We start from the raw sequence: 19,288 nt of genomic DNA on the forward strand, positions 1-19,288 counted from the left end.
TGTCAACGGCTCAAAAGTATTGAAGTCGGCCAAATCGAACGTGTCAATTCGGGACAGTTTATATCGGATTTGGGACATCAGCTCTGTTTTTTGCCGAATGTTTAGGCCACGCTGGCTGAATGGTCCCTCTATAGCTATGGTAAGTTAGCCTAGCCGCAGATACGGTAACTTGATGGTGGGGCAGGGTGCGGGCACCGACAACCTAGTTCGGGAAGAATTCGCTGGGTGTCTTTTTGTAGTGGTCTTTAAAAACGGTAGTGAAGTGCGACGCTGTCTTGAAGCCGACCAGGTAGGCCGTCTCCGTAACGTTATGACCCGCTTGTAAAAAGTCAACGGCTTTGCGAAGCCGGTACTGACGGATGAGCTCATTAGGGGCTAACCCAGTTAGGCTGTCAATTTTCCGGTAGAGCGTCTTGCGGCTCATTGACAGTTGATCGGCCAGCCAGTCGACCGTCAGGATGGGATCGGTCAGGTGGGAATCCAGCAGGGCGTAGATGCGGTCCAGAAACGGGTTCGGTTGACCGTCCGATAAGGCGGGTTGATCGGGCTGCGTGAGTTGCTGTCGGTATTGTTCACTCAGTTTCTGCTGCCGACTGATCAGGTTGCGCAGGCGCAGCTGAAGCTCGGCAACGTGGAAGGGTTTGCTCAGGTAATCGTCGGCACCCAGTTCCAGCCCATCCATGCGACTGGTCAGCGACGCTTTTGCCGTTAGCAGGAGTACCGCGATGTGGTCGGTTTCGGGGGTGTTCCTGATCAGGCGGGTCAGTTCGAGTCCATCCATGATTGGCATCATCACATCCGAAATGATGATGTCGGGTAATTCTTCCTGCGCCAACCGCCAGCCTTCCTCGCCATTCGACGCGCTGATCACCCGATACGAGATCGCTAATTCGTTGGCCAGAAAAGCCATCAGGTCGTGGTTATCTTCCACCAGCAAAACAAGCGGAGCCGACGAACGATCGACTGGAACGGCCTCGATCGGATGATCCAGTTGAACCGCTGCGAGGTCAACGCTCAAATCGGACACCAGCGGCATTAGCTTGGGCGACACCGGGCGACCATCCGCTTCGTTTTCTGTCGTGGGGAATACCGGCAGCTGGAGCGTAAACGTGGTGCCACGCCCGACCTGACTCTCGACCGCAATGGTCCCGCCAATCAGTTCGGTAAGTTCTTTCACAAGCGCCAGTCCGATGCCCGTGCCCTCGAATGCGCGGGTAGACGACGTGTCTACCTGGTAGAAACGGTTGAAGATGTGGGGGAGGGCTTCGGGTGAAATGCCCGTTCCCGTATCGGAAACTACGAGCTGAATCGCCGTTGACTCACTGACTGGCGATGGGTGCGCTGGCCGGAGATCGACCAAGACTGTGCCACCGGCTGGCGTGAACTTGATGGCATTCGATACCAGGTTCACCAGAATCTTTTCCCATTTATCGGCGTCAAACTGGCTGTAGGCCGGCAGGTTTTCTCGGGTATACGAAAGAGTAACTCCTTTCTGGATCGTGATCGATTCAAAGGAGTCGGTGATCTGCTGCACAAAATCGTCCAGCTGGCCGTACATCAGCGTGACGGGCATACTGGCGGCTTCGAGCCGGGCCAGATCCAGCAATTGGTTGATCAGCCGTAACAAGTGCAGCGCGTTGCGATTCACCAACGACAGCGTCTGGCGAATGGGCGGATGGAGGGCACTGTCCCGCAACAGGGTCTCGACCGGGGAAATGATCAGCGATAAAGGCGTTCGAAACTCGTGCGTGATGTTGGAGAAAAAACGGCTTTTCACTTCATCGACAGCCTTCAATTGCTCCGCTTCCCGGCGTCGGAGATCGATCTCCTGCCGCTGTCGTATCCGGTTGGTCTGGACGCGTAGAAAACCAACGATGCCACCCCCAAACAGCAGTGTATAGAGCCCGTAGGCCCAATAGGTTGCCCACCAGGGCGGTCGGATGGTCAGGTGAATCGATGCATTCCGTTTACTCCAGACCCCGTCGCCGGTGGAGGCTTTGACCTGAAACGCGTACGTGCCCGGCGCTAAATTTGTGTAGTTGGCAAAATGGCGGGTGCCGCCCGGAATCCAGGTTTTATCGACGCCAACGAGCCGGTACATATACCGGCTTAGCTGGGGAACGGTATACGTCAGCGCGGCAAACTCGAAGGACAAAAAATTCTCATCGTGGGCCAGTGTCATGACCGAGTCCGTCAGGGGTCGACTCTGGTTCATGACTTTGAAATCCGTGATCGCGACCGGAAACGACTTGATATTGTCCTGAATACTATCCGGATTGAAGGAAACGAGTCCATTGAGACTGCCGAAATAAAGTCGATCCGGCTGGGTGAAGACCGCATTCTCCAGAAAATCGTTACTCGGAATCCCGGCGTTACTGTCGTAGTGTCGGATCTCGTTCGTCCGCTGATCCAGGCGACACAGCCCTTTGTTGGTGCTCACCCACAAATTCCCGGATTGATCGCCCGTGATGCCCACGACGCGATTGCTCGGCAGGCCGTCCTGCGTTGTCAGGTGAGTGAACTGGCCCGTTTTCGGGTCGAAGCGATTCAGGCCGCCCTGGTTGGTGCCCGCCCAGATAATACCCTGCCGGTCCTCATAAAACGTAAGCACCTCGTTCGTGTTTAGCTGCCCGGCCTTCAGCCCGGCTTCGTAGTGGGTAAAGCGCGACGTTTTCGGATTTAGCCGACTGATGCCCTTCCCATTGATGGCTATCCAGATATCGCCCGTTCGACTGGCCAGCAGCGCGTACACGAATTTGTCGGGAAGCCCGTTCTTATTGGCCGGGTCGTGCTTGTAGTAGGTGTAGTGGTGCGTTCGCGGATCGAACGAAGCAATGCCACTGTCGGTGGTCCCATCCCCGCCGATCCAGAGCTTGCCATCGGGTGCGCGGCTGACCAATACGCCCGGAATTGTAGAGACATACCCGGTAAAGCGATCGGTCTTCGCGTCGTACCGATAGAGACCATCCCAGGTACTGAGCCAGATGCCCGATGAGTCGGGTAGTAACGAAAAAAAGTAGTTCGTATGCGTGCTCGTGTTGCCCAGTAGCTGAGCCGGTACCGCCGTCGTTCGCTTTCGGGCGGCATCGGTTCGGTATACCGTATGCTGGTTGCTGAGCCAGAGCCGGTTCTGCTGATCGACAAGGATCGTGTTTACTTTATTTTCCGGAAAATTGGCGGACCCGACACTCGACCTTACCTGATAAATGCTGAACGCCTTCCGATTCGATGCCTGCTCATCGATTCCATTGTCGGTACCTATCCACAGCGTACCGTTCCGATCGGTGTAGACCGCCTGGATGTTCACACTGCTTAATCCGTTAGCCTCTTCACTACTGGGTCTATACGTCAGAACCTGCTTCAGTATCGGATCGACGCGTTGCAGTCCATCCGTCGTACCAAGCCATACACCGCCCCGTCCATCATTCCGTACCGTGTTCAGATAGACGTACCGATTAACCGATCCACCCGGATTGTACGGCATCAGGCGTAGCGTTGGCTTGCGCAGGTCTATCTGATACAGGCCATTGCCGACGGTGCCCAGCCAGAGCGTCTGCGTGGTATCCAGATAAAAGGAAACAAAGACTGGCTGTTGGCCCGAACCGTCTGAAACGGGAACGAGTGCGTACTGACCCGACTGCCGGTTAAACAGATACAAGCCCTTCGACGTAGCGATCCACAGCCGATGCGACGGGTCCTCAAAAACGCTTTTGATGGGCATTTCCCGATGCGGTGACGGATAGAGGACGAACTGATGAGCAGCGGGGTCGTAGCGGGCCAGTCCGTCGTAGGTACTGAGCCAAAGCATACCCTGACTATCCTCGTAAACGGACAGCTGGTTGTTCCACCGGTGGGCGTTTACCGAACGGATTGGATGCGGAATCATCCGTCCGGTCTTTTTCTCTACTTCATACAGACCACTTCCTTCCGTTACCGCCCACAGCCGATGGGACCGGTCTTCGCAAAGGCCCGCTACCCGATTGCTGTGAAAACTGGTAGTTAGCGTGGTCGAATTGGGGTGATGGACCGTAAAACTGTAGCCATCATATTTGTTCAGACCGTCGTTGGTCGCGAACCACATGAAGCCTTCGCTATCCTGTAGTATGGCATTTACCGAATTATGGGAGAGTCCATCCTTCGTGGATAGATGGGTAAATCGAAGACCGGACGTTTGGGCAGACACTCCTGACCCGCCAACAAGCAGACTCAGCGCAACGAACGAGAAAACGGAATACCGTAGATAAGACCCGTTTCTGCCCGCGTCCCGGCCATGATTGGCGCGTCCTGACTGGCAAAAACGGAACAAGGTAAGAAGGGTAACCAATGGGGAAAAAAGGCGTCTACGGCTACTGTATTCGTTTACCATTTGCGAGTATACGACAAAATTGATCTCGCGTCAATTAGTAGTTTTTGGAAGACTGGTTGACTGCCGTTCGTTCACGTTCCGGCGCAGCGATACGTAATTGACCAGTAGGGGAGTTCACTCATCGTTGCCCAGCACCTGCCCGACTGCTTTGATATTCCGGCGGGACACTTCCAGACGAAGATTGTTTTTCATGACTACGAAGCCCACCGGTTGTTTGCCACCCGTGAGACTATAGGATTGCACATAGTCAATATTGATCAGGGCGTTTTTGTGGATACGAAGCAGGTGAGGCCACCGATCAAGATACCACTTCAGGGTTCGACTACGATGCAGGCAATCACCATTGAGCATGTAAACGTAACTGTAGTTGATATCGGCAGTGATGGCAATGATCTGATCGGTGTCTAAGTTGTGGCGTACCCCTGCCCCAGGACTAGCTTTCATTCATGATTCATTTTGGTGAGGATACCGCAAAATAACGACTAGTTTTCTACGAAAAAAACGGATTGATCGAAAAAGATTATAAGTATATGTAAGTATGATCCACAAATACTCCATTATGCGTAAGAAATTCAACTTGAACTTAAATCGCCAATTTGGTGACATCGTTACGGTAATCCGAATCATTAGAACGATTTGGATTACTGCGTCTCAGCTTTCTCTACCACAGCGTATGACTAAATCCAGGTTGTGATTCAGCGGGATTGGTCAACCTGAAACTGATGCGCCCGTCCTACATCATCTACCATGGAAGTGGTGATACATACAGGCGCGTAATGGTACCTTAGAGTCAATGGTAAGGCTGGTTACTGACTTGATAGTAAGTTAGAAGGATGAAAAAAAATAGTATTTTTCTAATACGAACGCTAACTCATTTGTCGAATCCTTCATACTAAGTTATTCATATCTACCCGAAAATTAGTGCTCCACTAATGCCACGGGTGTTCGGCTCGCGACGTATAGCAGGATAAGGTAATACGGGCACGGCATGGTTTATAGTCAGCCGGGTAGCGAACAACGTTGCGGTCGTATGAAAAACAGACAGATTCGTTCATGTATGCCCGATACGGAGAAAAGACGCTGAATAGAGCGAACCAGATGGATAAAACCCGCAATCGGATTAAGTCGATGGAACCGAATCGGAAGCGTATGAAAAAATGATACTATTCTATTGTTTTCGTACCACGCCAGATCTGCCTTTCCATGCACCAGAACCGGAAAATATGAGCAGAAAGACGCCATAATCTGACTTTGGCTGAGAATGTTACCCAAATTTAAGTCGGTCGCCGAATAATAAATACAAATTTTATACACCTTCAGACCCACGAAATGTGATTATTATTGCATGTACAGCGGATTACAGACCCCGATACCTACGCAATTCTATAGAAAACCGTTAGGTAAAAAGCTGAACGAAGGAATTAGATTCAATTCATACCTGTAATATAACTCTTTCAATCCTCTTGTTTGTCCACACTATATGAATAGAGCCTCTACCCTTCAGCTCACTGAGTCTACGTTTGTGTCGAATGACTGGGCCGATGACTTTGCTCCCCACACCCAGGAAATACTAGTAGAACCGGTTTCGAAACCTAATAAACCAGCTCCGGCTCCCCACATCCAGTTACCGTGGGAGGCTGCCCAATACGTAGTTTCGTTACCCGTTGCTTCGTTCTACACGCGCTATGGCAAGCGGATGAGCGATGTGCTGATTGCTGGTGTTATCACCGTTTTTGTCCTGTCCTGGCTGATCCCCGTTGTTGGGATCCTGATCATGCTCGAGTCGCGGGGGCCGTTCTTCTTTATTCAGAAACGATCAGGCCGGCGAGCGGTGCCTTTTGCTTGCTTTAAATTTCGCACGATGCGCCACGCCCAACCAAGGAGCGGCTTCCGGCAGACGGAGCGGGAGGACGCCCGGGTTACGCGTCTGGGTCGCTTCCTACGCAAGACCAATCTGGACGAGATGCCCCAGTTCCTGAATGTCTTGATGGGTGATATGAGTCTGGTTGGCCCGCGTCCGCACGCCATTCCGCACGACGCCATGCACTGGTCAGAAACGGCCTATCGGGAACGGTATTGGGCGAAGCCGGGCATTACCGGGTTAGCGCAGGTACGTGGCTCGCGGGGAGCCACCGGCATGACACAACGGATGGATCATCGGGTGCGGTACGATCACGTGTACATTCCCCGGCAAACGTTTCTGCTCGATATGAAAATCTGTATGCGGACGGTGGGGCTCATGTTTACCGGTGATAAAAACGCCTGGTAAATTCGGGCCGATCGATTGCGAATGACCCGACTAACTACGCTGCCAACGGCACTGTAGAATCTGGAATCGGCGGTTCGGTTAGTTCCTGATTAATAGGCACAACCAGAATCGCCACTAGCTGAAGTGATAACGTTGCATCCACATGAAGGATTGCTAACTTTGTCCTTCACCAACTAAGTTCGGCCCCGGAGCCGTTGAGTATGACAAAAGTTTTACTGAGAGTCAGGTACCGTACTTGTTTACTTCATGCCATTACCTGTTTTGTTCTAGCATCCATGTTCTACTCCTGTGCTACAACGAAGTCGATTACCTACTTTCAGGGGCAGGGGGCTACCGATACAGCCCGCTATGCAACATTGGCTACGCTTATCCCCCCGGTGTCGCGCATCCAGCCCAACGATGTCTTGGCGATTATCGTGACCAGCCTGAGCGACGAATCAAACGCCCTGTTCAATATTCTGAATACAAGTTCCGTGCCATTGGCTACCTATGGATCGGGTACGGGAAATCAACCCCTGGGCTATCTGGTCGATCCGGCGGGGAATGTGGAGATGCCGCTGGTGGGCAAAGTGAAACTGAGTGGCCTGACGCTTGAAGAAGCGGGGGTGTTCATGAACGAAAAACTGTCGAAATACCTGAAAGAACCCACGGTAAACGTTCGACACCTCAATCACAAATTTACGGTCATTGGCGAAGTCACCCGTCCGGGAGTCTACAACCTGCTGGATAACCACCGGACGTTGCCCGAGGTGATCGGCATTGCCGGTGATCTAACGGTCTTTGGCCGACGGGACAACGTAATGATCCTGCGGACTACCGCCGATAAACGGGAAATCATCAAGGTTGACCTAACCAACCGCCAGGTACTCGACACACCGTATTATTTTATTCAAAACAACGATGTCGTTTACGTGGAATCACGTCCTGGAAAGGTTACGCAGACGGATCGAACGATTCAACTGCTACCCATTTTTGTCAGCATAACATCGGCTGTGATAGTAATTGTCAATATCTTAGTGAGGTAGAGATGTCGTTTGTAGGGGAGCTTGGACGAAGAGCAGTTGACTAAATGAGTAGCGTACGAATGACGGAAACGACCACTAATTTTCTGGGAGAAAAGGAAACTCCTTTTGATTTACGCTTATTCTTCCTCAAATACCTGCGGTACTGGTACTGGTTTGTCCTCTCTATTGGACTTACGCTGGGTGCAGCCTACTGGTATTTACGTTACACTACGCCTATTTACCAAGTTAACGCTGTTCTATTAATTAAGAATCAGCCCAAAAGCTCGGCAGAAGATATTCTAAAAGAAGTAGAAGCGACGCAGGGTAATAAGATTGTTGAAAACGAAATCGAGCTACTAAAATCACGTAGTCTGATGCTGCGTGTTGTTGACGACCTCAACCTAACTGTTGGTTATTTTAAACAGGGGGACGTGCGGAGCGATGAAGAAATCTACGGGACTTCTCCTATTTGGGTCTATTCGGGTAAATTGACATCAGCCGCTTATGAAGGACCGGTATTTATCAAAATCCTGAACAAACAGCAGTATGAGTTACAAGATCAGGATGGGCAGCCTAAAGGACGATATGCTTTTAGCCAAAATGTGAACAACGAGTACGGTAGGTTTCGGGTGTTCTTCAACGATTCACTCTATCACAATGATAATAATTTAATTAAAGTAGCTTTTTACGACCGCGAGAGTGTAGCGCAGCGTTACAAATCAGCCATAAAAGTAGAACTATTAAACCAGAAAAGTACAGTTCTTAAATTAACGCTCGACGATGCTGTACCGACCAAGGGCAAAGCGGTGCTTAACAAATTACTCGAAGCGTATACATACTCGGCCCTAGCCGACAAAAACCGGGAAGCAACAAATACGCTTCAGTTTATTGATGAACGCCTTCGGCTGATAACCGGCGAACTCGATAACGTGGAACGCGATGTAGAAACGTATAAAAGCACTAAAGGCATTACGGACCTGAGCGCCGAAGGAAACCTGTTTCTGGGGGCAGTAAAAGACAACGACGCTAAACTAAACGAAGTTGATATTCAACTTAAAGTACTGGACGGCGTCGAGAGCTACCTAAAAAGCAGTCAGAGTGGTGTTGCTCCGGCGATGCTCACGGTTACTGATCCAATTCTGATTGAATTGCTGACGAAACTGAACGAGTTACAAACGCAGCAGGAAAAGTATGCCCGGACAACCCAACTCGACAACCCATTTTTACAAACGGTTAACGCACAAGTCGCTAACACAAAAAGTGCGATTAAAGAAAGCGTGGATAATCAACGAAAAAACCTGCTGGTAACGCGTACGAGTCTTCAACAGTTAAACAATCGTTTCGAATCCTCAATCCGGACGATTCCGCGTAAAGAGCGTGAGTTTGTCAGCATAAAGCGACAACAGGGTATTAAAGAGAGCTTATACCTGTTGCTGTTGCAAAAAAAGGAAGAAACCGCTATTTCCTATGCCTCTACCGTTACCGATAGCCGGGTAGTTGATGACCCCTATAGCCCGCCTTATCCCATTAAGCCTAATAAGACGAACATATATTTAGTTGCCTTTTTGACCGGTTTACTATTGCCAATGGGTTTTATATCGGTTAAAAACCTGTTGAACGACAAGGTACAATCCCGTAAGGATATTGAAAGCGAAACGGGGCTTGCCATCTTTGGCGAAATTATGAAAAAGCCCAAAGGGTTGAAAGATAATATTATCGATGTGGCGCAGAATAGCGTTATCGCGGAGCAATTTAAAATACTTCGCGCCAATTTGCAGTATGCCGCCGGAGGAGAGGAGATGAACGATGGACAGGTGATTCTGCTAACATCCTCTATTAGTGGCGAAGGGAAAAGCTTTGTTAGTATTAATCTGGCATCGAGCCTGGCATTGTTAAACAAAAAAGTTATTATCCTGGAATTGGATCTTCGAAAACCCAAAATTGCCAGCTACTTGGGTTTGACAACGGGTAAGAGCCGAGGCATATCAAACTACTTGATTGGACAGGCCGAAATTGGTGATCTGATTCATTCAACAGTCCTTCACCCGAATCTGTATTTAATCCCAAGCGGACCAATTCCCCCAAATCCATCGGAATTACTGTCAAACGGACGTATGAAGATTCTGCTGAGTGCGCTTCGTAAACAGTTCGATTATATCATTATTGATACACCACCCGTTGCGCTGGTAGCCGACGCACCATTGCTAGGGGCTTACGTGGATACCGCTTTCTATCTGGTTCGTTACGGCTACACACCCAAAACCTATATGGGCTTCCTGGCTAATTTACAGGCCAGTAAGAAATTCAAATCCTTGAACGTAATCTTCAACGGCGTTGACTATCGCCACAGTCAAGACTATGGCTACGGTTACGGATACGCCTACAAATATGGCGAAGATTCAAAGAGCTAACAGAATAAATGGGAATAAATCTGTAATCATAAAAAGGGATGTAAGCAGGAACATTAACAACATCCTGATAATCGTTGTATCAATAAAACGTATTCCCTGGTTTGTGTTATATATAAAGTCTCGTAACGAAAAACTAGTGGCGGAAAAGCTGCGTCAGTTGGACATAGAGGTATACTGCCCTGTAATAAAGACTCAACGTAAATGGTCGGATCGAATAAAGGTAGTTGAAGAGCCTCAATTTCGGTCTTACTGCTTTGTGAAGCTTCCTGAACCAGAACGCAATCGCGTATTTGCAGTGCCTGGTATTGTTCGATATTTGTACTGGCTGAATAAACCAGCTATAGTACGGGATGTAGAGATTGAGGCAATCCAACTTATGCTGAATGAAGTAGATAACAATCAGTTGAAACTTACTCGACTCGAGACTGGGAGCCGGGCTAAGATTTGCTCTGGAACGTTTGCTCAGAGAGAGGGTATAGTAATGAGGCAAGAAGGTAAGATCACAGTGATTATGCTCGAAATTTTAGACATAATGATCAGCGTTGATTATAGTAAAACTATAATTAGATCATAGATAATTTGTTCGCACTTTTTTTTAGTACGCGATAGTAAATAAAAGTTCTTCTTAAGTTCTGAAATTGGGACTGATAAGGCGAAGCTGTAAACAATGAGAGCCTTAATACAAGCTATTTATACCAATCCGAAATATGCCAATGCTTTTGAGTGGGGAAAGCTGGTAACTATTACGGGTGGGGCACAAATAACCATTCAAGTCATTGCACTATTAGGGGGTATTCTAACAATACGGTTATTACCTACTCAAGAATATGCTTACTACACTATTGCTAATACAATGCTGGGAACAATGGCAGTGCTAGCAGATGGGGGTATTGCAATTGGTGTGATGGCAACTGGGGGTAAAGTGTGGAATAACTATCAAAAATTAGGAACTGTTATCTCAACAGGTTTAAATCTTCGTAAGGCATTCGCCTTAGTAAGTTTTTCACTAGTTACTCCTGTAGTATTTTTTTTACTGGACCACCATGGAGCAAATATTTTAGTCTCTTCGCTAATTATTCTATCTCTGCTTCCTGCTTTTTTGACAACAATATATGGAACGTTACTTCAAATTCCACTAAAACTTCACCAATCCATTAAGCCACTGCAAAAGAATCAATTAGAAAATAGTATTATACGATTGATAATACTCAGCCTCTCTGTGTTTATTTTCCCTTGGGCGGGAACTGCTTTACTAGCATCAGGAATTCCTCAGATACAATCAAATAAGAGATTGAAAAAACTGGCTAACGCTTACGCTGATTTACAAGCAATTCCAGATAAACTGATAAGGGCAGAAATAATGGTATCGGTCAAACGGATATTACCTGATTCTATATATTACTGCTTGTCAGGTCAACTTACGATTTGGTTAATCTCTATATTTGGACAGACTTCTTCAATCGCTCAAGCAGGTGCCTTGAGCCGCTTCAATGCATCTCTAAGTGTGTTAACTTTGTTGTACTCAACACTCGTTGTGCCTCGTTTTGCTCGACTATCTGAAGACAAGCTTTTAATAGGCTTTTTCATTAAAGTTCAAATTCTATTAGCATTCGTTTGTATAGGAATAGTTAGCTGTAGTTGGTTGTTTAGCGATAAGCTTCTTTCTATATTGGGCGAAAATTACAGTCATTTGGAATCAGAATTAACGATAAGCATTATAGGCGGTTGTACAAGCATATTATCTGGTGTAGCTTTTGGTTTGTATAGTTGCAGAGGTTTTGCTATCAGACCTATTATATTGATTCCAATCAATATAATAGCAACTATTGTTGGAATTTTTATTTTTGATTATTCAACTTTGTCCGGTATACTACTCCTAAACGTGTTTTTAGCTGGAGTCCAATTAGTTATTCACTTAATTTATGGATTCCTAAAGGTGAAGTCTATTTCTAAAAGCAACTATTAATAAGACTTAATCGAAAAAAAGGTGAAATAACACATTTAATTTAATAAAATTATGATTAATTATAACGCTTTAAATATACCTGTTTTCAATAAAGTAACCGCTCAAGCTGCAAGTATATTAGACATAGGTTGCGGTACAGGAGAAATGGGTAACGCCCTCAAAAAACAGCAACCTCATCGTAAAGTATATGGTATTACATACTCCCAAAGCGAAATGCAAGTTGCTGAACAATACTTGGATAAAGTATGGTTAGTAGACTTAAATGAGAAAATTCCAATTCTAAATACAGAGTTTGACTGTGTAATTTTGTCGCATGTTCTTGAACACACATATCAACCAACACAAGTACTAGCGGGTTTTACTCCATATTTGAAAAATAGCGGTATGAGTATTGTTGCGCTTCCTAATATAATGTTTTACAAACAAAGATTAAAATTTCTTAGAGGTAAGTTCACTTATTCGCAAGAAGGAGGCTTAATGGATGTTACTCACTTTCGCTTTTTCGATTGGCCTTCAGCACAGCAAATGTGTATTGATGCCGGTTTTGAAATAGTTAGTAAAGAAGCAACAGGGATTTTCCCTTTACCTATATTTCGGACTTTGTTCCCTTCGATTGCAAAACGTATTGACAATTACTTCGTACGAGTTTATCCAGGTTTATTTGGGTTTCAGTTTATTTTTACCCTTCGTAAAGCCGTCCGCTAAACGTTGTTAACAATGGAACTTCCACTCGTGTCTGTCATTATTCCTACGTATAACTATGCTCATTATATCCTTGATGCAATAAATAGTTTAAAGCAACAAAGCTATTCTTGGGATAAAATCGAGGTGGTGGTGGTTGATGATGGATCAACTGATAATACAGAGGAACTACTAAATGTTCTTCAATCAGACGGTGAATTAATTTATATTCGTCAGAACAATCAAGGAAAAGCTTGTGCAACGAAGAAAGCTATATCTGTCTGCACTGGGAAGTATATTTTTAATTTAGATGCAGATGACTATTTTTTACATGATAAAATTAAAAATTTTGTTGAGATTTTTGAGTTAAATTCAGATGTTGTTCATGTTGCCTCATCTGCAAACCTAATAGACAATAAAGAACAAAGTATGGGTATAGAAGATATTCCATTTAAAATCACTGATAAAATAATTTCAGGAGTTGAATTACTGAAGTATTTTTATGAAAATAATATTCTTTTTGGGGGTGGATCGACATACGCGGCACGTACATCTATCCTTCAGTCAATTAATATTCCTTTAGAAGTTGATATGTACATTGACGAATTTTTATTATTAGCTGTTTTACCTTATGGGAAATCATTCATATTTAAGAATCCACTATCCGTGTGGCGCGTACACTCATCTAACTACTCGTCTCCAAGAAGCTCTGATCAGAAAAAAATAATAGAAAAAAGTATACGAGCCATACAATCTTCAGATGCAATGCTATCTTATTTAAAGAATAATCACTTTGATGAGATCATAATAAAAATATATATGCTTAAAAACATCACTCAAAAACTTGTTTATAAAGAAGCTAAAGAAACCAAAAATATAAAAGATATTATGAGGTATATCTTCCAAATAGTATCCGAAATAGGCATTCATCCCAAATGGTTTGTCAGGTATTATATATTAAATCGACTATTACCATCGCCAATTTTTAAGCTACTAAGAAAATATAAGAATATTTCTTAATAAAAGAGGTCATAAATACCTTATTAGTAAAAGAAGAGACATGCTAAACATAGTATTCCTCTGTCCTTCTCTCGAGCCTGGTCGGGATGGCGTGGGCGATTACACTCGTCAATTAGCTAGTGAATTAATTCTTCAAGGCCACCAAGTTTCCCTTGTTGCCCTGAATGATAAAGCACTTACTGATGAATGCATGGGAGTTCAAACAGCTAACGGTGTAAGCATTCCTGTTCTGCGCATACCGGCTATCTGGTCGTCTAAACAACGATTTGAGCGGGCAAAGAAGTGGGTTGATACGATCGAGCCTGATTGGTTAAGTCTTCAATATGTTCCATTTGGCTTTCATAACAAAGGATTAACCTTTGGACTAGGTAATTATCTGAAGCAACTTGGCTGTGATAGAAAATGGCACATTATGTTTCATGAATTATGGGTAGGTATGGAACAAGAAGCTTCATTTAAGCATAAGATTTGGGGATTGTTGCAAGAAGCACTGGTTTATGCGTTATTAACTAAATTGGATCCCTCAGTTGTTCATACGCACACGCAACTTTATCAACTCTCTATCGCTAAGGGTAATTCAAATGTAGCTATACTCCCATTACCCTCAAACATTCCTGTGTATTCCTACAATAACCAACTTCTCCATAAGGATAAAAAACTAGAGAGTACTATTTCTTTTGTAATATTTGGTTCAGTGCATCATGGTGCTCCTGTAAAAGAATTTGCAAGTGAAGTAAGTCACTTTTGCAAAAGTACTGGTCTTTTAGCTGAGCTAGTGCTTATTGGTAAATACAGTGTCGAACAACAACGATGGAAAAAAGCCTGGCTCGATCAAGCTTTAAGCGTAATTGATACTGGAGAGCAACCTGCTACAAAGGTTTCAGAGGCACTATCAAATGCAACTTTTGGAATTACAACTACCCCATTTGCCTTGGTAGACAAAAGTAGTGTAGTTGCCACGATGAAGGCGCATGGCTTACCAGTTATTTGTGTTTCCCGGCCATGGAAACCGCGTAATAGTTTCATTTTAAAACTACCTACTGGTATTCTCGATTATCAAGTAGGTAACTTAAAACAATATTTACTAACTCAACATAGTGAATTAAAATCTTATAAACTTGTTGAAATAGTTACTCAGTTTCTACATGATCTACACAATAATTAGTATGGCAAGCCTGAATTATCTATGGAAGAATCAAGCTAGATTTCCTATTTGTTCTAAGCAATTCATTAAGGCTTGGGGGAAGCGTATATTTTCGATTATAGAACTACTAAAAAGAAATATGCGCCGTACAATATTGGTACAGAATGGTGCTCATATAAATGAATGTGCAGAAATTGGAAAGCTAACTATTGACGGTTCAAAAAGTAATTTATCAATAGGGGCTTTTTCGTTCATAGGACGGGTTTATATGGCTTCGCATGATAAGATAATTATAGGTGACAGGGTTTGTATTAATGACGGAGTTCAGTTCCTCACCGCATCTCATAGTGTTAGTGATTCAGACTGGAAGCGAGTAAAAGCCCCAATCATCATTGACGATTATGCTTGGATAGCAACGGGAGCAATTATTCTTCCTGGAGTTCATATTGGTAAAGGTGCAGTGGTGGGAGCAGGTGCAGTAGTAAGTAAATCCGTGTTGCCAAACGAAATTGTAGCTGGTAATCCAGCCAAACCGATTCATAAAAAGCGATGTTCCGTTTTAGAATACAACCCTTGCGAATTTTTAGCAGCTAACCGGGCGTGGTTAGTCGGATAGATAATGTTAATCAAAATGAGAAAAATAATTATATCCCATCCAACTGGTAATGCGAATGTTCGAGCGACCACTAATTATTTTGCTCAAGTCGATATTCTAGCCAATTATCATACGACAATTGCCTTATTCAACAATGATCCGCTCGACAGATTAGGGAAAATACAGTACTTGTCAGAAATAAAAAGACGAAGATATGATCAAATTATAAAACTATTTACCATTACTCATCCCTTTCGTGAGTTTGCTAGGCTATTATTGTCAAAAACAAGATTTAGAAACTTAATACAGAACGAGCACAGTTTTTTCTCTATTGACTCGGTTTACAAGAACTTAGATAAAAGTGTAGCAAAGAGTTTAAGGCGTTCACTGGCGAGCGGTCCAAAATCTGTTTATGCGTATGATGATGGTGCGCTTTTTTCATTTAGGGAGGCTAAACGACTTGGTATTCCCTGTTTGTTTGATCTGCCAACGGGTCATTGGCGGGCCGCGAAACGCTTATTAGAAGTGGAGCGTGAGCGATGGCCTGATTGGATAGCTACAATGCCTAGCTATAAAGACTCTCCTGAAAAATTGGCTAATAAAGATGAAGAGTTATCCTTAGCTGATCAGATTTTTGTAGCTAGCCAGTTTACAGCTCAAACGCTTCATGAGTTTCCAGGCTTATTAGCACCTGTTCATGTAATTCCATATGGCTTTCCGCCCGTATGTACTCCTAAAACGTATTGGGATACCTTTGATAAAAATAAACTTAAATTGCTTTTTGTTGGGAAGCTATCCCAGCAAAAAGGTATTGCTGATCTTTTTGCTGCTGTTGAGGGCTTAACTAAGCAGGTCACGTTGACTGTCGTAGGTAACAAAGTTACTAATGACTGCCCGGCCCTTGATAAAGCGTTATTGCGTCATAAATGGATACCAAGTTTGCCGCATCCAGAAATACTACAACTTATGCGCGAACATGACGTTCTAGTTTTTCCATCCTTGTTCGACGGGTTTGGCCTTGTTATAACAGAAGCAATGTCACAGGGAACGCCCGTTATTGCTAGTAATCGTTGTGCAGGACCAGATTTAATAGAACATGGGCAAAACGGTTGGCTTGTTGAAGCAGCCTCAATACAATCGCTCCGTACAGCTATTGAAAATTTATTGTCAGACCCAAAGCAAATTGGTAAAGCTGGGAAAGCCGCGCTCGAAACGGCTAGGAAACGCCCTTGGGCTGTATATGGTCGCGAACTAGTAGAAGCAATTGAGTCTAAATATATAGCTAAGCCTATCCTTTGATGCTACCAATTGCTCCCGACTCTGCCCAATTTCCTAGAGAACCATATCACTTAGCCACGGTTTCCCTGAGTCGTCAAAAGCCAAAATCAGTATGGCTATTGCGGGGGGTATGGGCGTACTTCATTTTGCTAATTTTTGAGGGTGCTTTGCGAAAATGGGTTTTACCTGAAATTGCTAGTCCGCTTCTTGTTATTCGTGATCCTATTGCCTTATGGTTAGTGTTGCGACTAATTCTGCAAAAAAAGTTTCCATTTACTTCATTTACAATCGGGTCTATTGCAGTAGGTATAATTGGAACTATTACAGCAATTATCATAGGGCATGGTAATCTAACTGTAGCGCTATTTGGAGCGCGTATTTTCTTAATTCACATACCTGCACTATACGCTATTGGTATTATTCTCAATAAGAATGACGTAGAAAACATGGGGAAGGTTTTACTTTGGCTTACTGCGCCTATGGTTATGTTAGTCATTTTTCAATTTTACAGCCCTCAGTCAGCTTGGGTAAATCGGGGAGTGGGAGGAGACTTAGCTGGGGCTGGTTTTGGGAATGTGTTGGGTTACTCTCGCCCACCTGGCGTATTTTCGTTTGCCAATGGGAACACACTGTTTTTTAGCCTTGTATGTTGCTTCGTTTTTTATTTCTGGTTTAACACCAAATCCGTTAATAAATTAGCGCTTATAACTGCTACCGTTGGCTTGGTTGTAGCTATTCCGTTATCTATCAGCAGGACATTGTTATTTCAAGTAGTGATCACAGGTATTTTCTCACTATTCATCGGATTTCGTAAGCCAAGGTTTATTACTCACCTCATCATTGGAACTCTAGTATTTGGCTTACTGCTATTTATTTTGAATTCAACGAACCTTTTTAAACTATCTACTGAAGTCTTCGTGACCAGATTCACAGATGCAAATGAAAGTGAAGGGGGGCTCGAAGGCGTATTTATAGATCGGTTTCTCGGTGGAATGTACAACGCTTTGGTTAACTCAACCGATCTACCCTTTTTTGGATATGGCTTGGGGTTAGGCTCCAACGTTGGAAGTCAATTATTAACGGGACAACGAACTTTTTTAGTGGCAGAGCAGGAATGGGGTCGAATTATTGGCGAACTAGGTGCATTACTTGGTATATTTGTAATTTTTTTACGAGTTCTATTCGCTTTTAAACTTGCTATTCTATCCTACAAAAAGTTGCAAAAGGACGATGTTTTGCCCTGGCTTATACTTAGTCTAGGCTTTCTTTTGATTGCACAAGGCCAGTGGGCACAACCAACATCTTTAGGTTTCTCTGTTTTTGTGGGTGGTCTTCTGCTTGCTTCATTAAAAAAGAAGGCGAATAACTAAGCAAAATAATTGTTAAATTGCTTTGCCTAGTTATTTACAGAAAAATAATCTTAGGTTTTTGATAAAGTAACTATAGAACTTATTAGTAGGACTAATGGAAAGGCTTGATAGTAAGTTAAATAAAATAGGGGTTAGTTTTTTTCAGCGTAGACCTAGAAAAGGTTTCAGCTTTAGTCTTGAGTCAATTTTTGATGATGTAAGACAAAGATTGCAGCAGAAGATACAATCAACGACGTTTATATCCAAGTGCTATAATGATGGTTATTTGACAAAATTAATTAACATAATTGAAGCTACGACTCGCCAAAATAAATCTGAAATCAATCATATAACAGGAGAAATTCATTTTTTAAATATGTTAATGAATACTAGCACTGTTGTACTTACAGTACTAGATTGTGGAATGATACATAGAAAAACAGGCTTTTCGAAAAAAGTAGTAAAATGGCTTTATCTAAAAATGCCTGTAAAGAAATCTAAATTAGTTACTACTATTTCTGAAGTTACTAAAAAAGAAATAATAAAATATACAAGTTGTGACTCCGAAAAGATAAAAGTTATACCTGTTTCTATTAACCCTATCTATCAATCCAACTTAAAAGTATTTAATTCTGATAAACCTAAAATATTACAAATTGGGACAGGCTATAATAAAAATCTAGTAAGGTTGATTTATGCGCTTAAAACTATACAATGCCATCTTACAATTGTAGGAAAATTATCGACTGAACAACTTCAAGCCTTGAAAGATAACACTATTGACTACAGTAATGTATACAATATTTCAAACGAACAATTATTGGAAAAGTACATTGAATGTGATATTTTGTCGTTTGTTTCAACGTTTGAGGGCTTTGGAATGCCAATTGTTGAGGCAAATGCTGTAGAGCGGGTTGTTGTAACAAGCAATATATCCTCAATGCCAGAGGTGGCAGCTGATGCAGCTTGTCTTGTTGATCCGTTCGATGTCGAGTCTATACGTAAAGGTTTCGAAAGAGTTATAAATGATGAGGTTTACAGAAACGAACTAATTTCAAAGGGGCGATCGAATAAACTAAGGTTTGACCCCGATCGAATTGCAACTATGTATTATGAAGTTTATGAATATGTAAATAGTCGATCATAAGTTTATTGGCAAATTTTGATTGTATACATGTACTGTATTTTTGAGAGTAAGCTCAAAG

At 43.7% G+C, this 19,288-nt stretch carries 14 protein-coding genes; 12 read left to right on the forward strand and 2 right to left on the reverse strand.

The annotated features are described in order from the left end of the window. Nucleotides 1-202 precede the first annotated feature (202 nt). Together GK091_RS11110 and GK091_RS11115 are read right to left on the reverse strand one after the other, a co-directional pair. Nucleotides 203-4,324 (reverse strand): hybrid sensor histidine kinase/response regulator, encoded by a 4,122-nt coding sequence (locus GK091_RS11110; RefSeq protein ID WP_246202198.1) that lies wholly within the window; start codon nucleotides 4,322-4,324, stop codon nucleotides 203-205. A gap of 156 nt (nucleotides 4,325-4,480) precedes the next feature. Then, complete coding sequence (locus GK091_RS11115; protein WP_164037411.1) at nucleotides 4,481-4,810, reverse strand: LytTR family DNA-binding domain-containing protein; 330 nt, start codon at nucleotides 4,808-4,810, stop codon at nucleotides 4,481-4,483. Nucleotides 4,811-5,846: 1,036 nt separating this feature from the next. Between GK091_RS11115 and GK091_RS11120 the strand changes: the two genes are divergently transcribed. The 12 genes from GK091_RS11120 to GK091_RS11175 all read left to right on the forward strand — a co-directional run bounded on the left by GK091_RS11120 (nucleotide 5,847) and on the right by GK091_RS11175 (nucleotide 19,230). Further along, a complete protein-coding gene (locus tag GK091_RS11120) occupies nucleotides 5,847-6,635 on the forward strand; it encodes a sugar transferase (RefSeq protein WP_246202199.1) in 789 nt (262 codons plus the stop codon). Between the two features lie 275 nt (nucleotides 6,636-6,910). Further along, the gene (locus GK091_RS11125; protein WP_246202200.1) at nucleotides 6,911-7,660 is read left to right on the forward strand and encodes a polysaccharide biosynthesis/export family protein; all 750 of its coding nucleotides are present in this window, start codon (nucleotides 6,911-6,913) and stop codon (nucleotides 7,658-7,660) included. Nucleotides 7,661-7,704: 44 nt separating this feature from the next. After that, nucleotides 7,705-10,050 carry a GumC family protein gene (locus GK091_RS11130; RefSeq protein ID WP_246202201.1) on the forward strand — a complete coding sequence of 782 codons (2,346 nt, stop codon included), beginning with the start codon at nucleotides 7,705-7,707 and terminating at the stop codon, nucleotides 10,048-10,050. Next, the gene (locus GK091_RS11135; protein WP_170312643.1) at nucleotides 10,028-10,624 is read left to right on the forward strand and encodes a UpxY family transcription antiterminator; all 597 of its coding nucleotides are present in this window, start codon (nucleotides 10,028-10,030) and stop codon (nucleotides 10,622-10,624) included. Before GK091_RS11130 ends, GK091_RS11135 begins: the two co-directional genes overlap by 23 nt. A 93-nt stretch (nucleotides 10,625-10,717) precedes the next feature. Continuing rightward, nucleotides 10,718-12,016, forward strand: a complete 1,299-nt coding sequence (locus GK091_RS11140) for a lipopolysaccharide biosynthesis protein (RefSeq protein ID WP_164037417.1) — start codon at nucleotides 10,718-10,720, stop codon at nucleotides 12,014-12,016. Between the two features lie 51 nt (nucleotides 12,017-12,067). After that, nucleotides 12,068-12,721: a class I SAM-dependent methyltransferase gene (locus tag GK091_RS11145; RefSeq protein WP_164037422.1), complete on the forward strand. Its 654-nt coding sequence runs from the start codon at nucleotides 12,068-12,070 to the stop codon at nucleotides 12,719-12,721. Nucleotides 12,722-12,733: 12 nt separating this feature from the next. Further along, nucleotides 12,734-13,717, forward strand: coding sequence for a glycosyltransferase family 2 protein (locus GK091_RS11150; protein WP_164037424.1), 984 nt, complete (start codon nucleotides 12,734-12,736; stop codon nucleotides 13,715-13,717). Nucleotides 13,718-13,757: 40 nt separating this feature from the next. Further along, a complete protein-coding gene (locus GK091_RS11155) occupies nucleotides 13,758-14,882 on the forward strand; it encodes a glycosyltransferase family protein (protein ID WP_164037427.1) in 1,125 nt (374 codons plus the stop codon). Nucleotide 14,883: 1 nt separating this feature from the next. Further along, nucleotides 14,884-15,477: an acyltransferase gene (locus tag GK091_RS11160; RefSeq protein WP_164037430.1), complete on the forward strand. Its 594-nt coding sequence runs from the start codon at nucleotides 14,884-14,886 to the stop codon at nucleotides 15,475-15,477. Nucleotides 15,478-15,492: 15 nt separating this feature from the next. After that, complete coding sequence (locus GK091_RS11165; RefSeq protein WP_164037432.1) at nucleotides 15,493-16,755, forward strand: glycosyltransferase family 4 protein; 1,263 nt, start codon at nucleotides 15,493-15,495, stop codon at nucleotides 16,753-16,755. Next, the gene (locus GK091_RS11170) at nucleotides 16,755-18,104 is read left to right on the forward strand and encodes a hypothetical protein (RefSeq protein WP_246202202.1); all 1,350 of its coding nucleotides are present in this window, start codon (nucleotides 16,755-16,757) and stop codon (nucleotides 18,102-18,104) included. Before GK091_RS11165 ends, GK091_RS11170 begins: the two co-directional genes overlap by 1 nt. A 94-nt stretch (nucleotides 18,105-18,198) precedes the next feature. Next, the gene (locus GK091_RS11175; RefSeq protein WP_164037435.1) at nucleotides 18,199-19,230 is read left to right on the forward strand and encodes a glycosyltransferase family 4 protein; all 1,032 of its coding nucleotides are present in this window, start codon (nucleotides 18,199-18,201) and stop codon (nucleotides 19,228-19,230) included. Nucleotides 19,231-19,288 lie beyond the last annotated feature (58 nt).

This window comes from Spirosoma agri (genome assembly GCF_010747415.1).
In the GTDB taxonomy this organism is placed as follows: Bacteria; Bacteroidota; Bacteroidia; order Cytophagales; family Spirosomataceae; genus Spirosoma; species Spirosoma agri.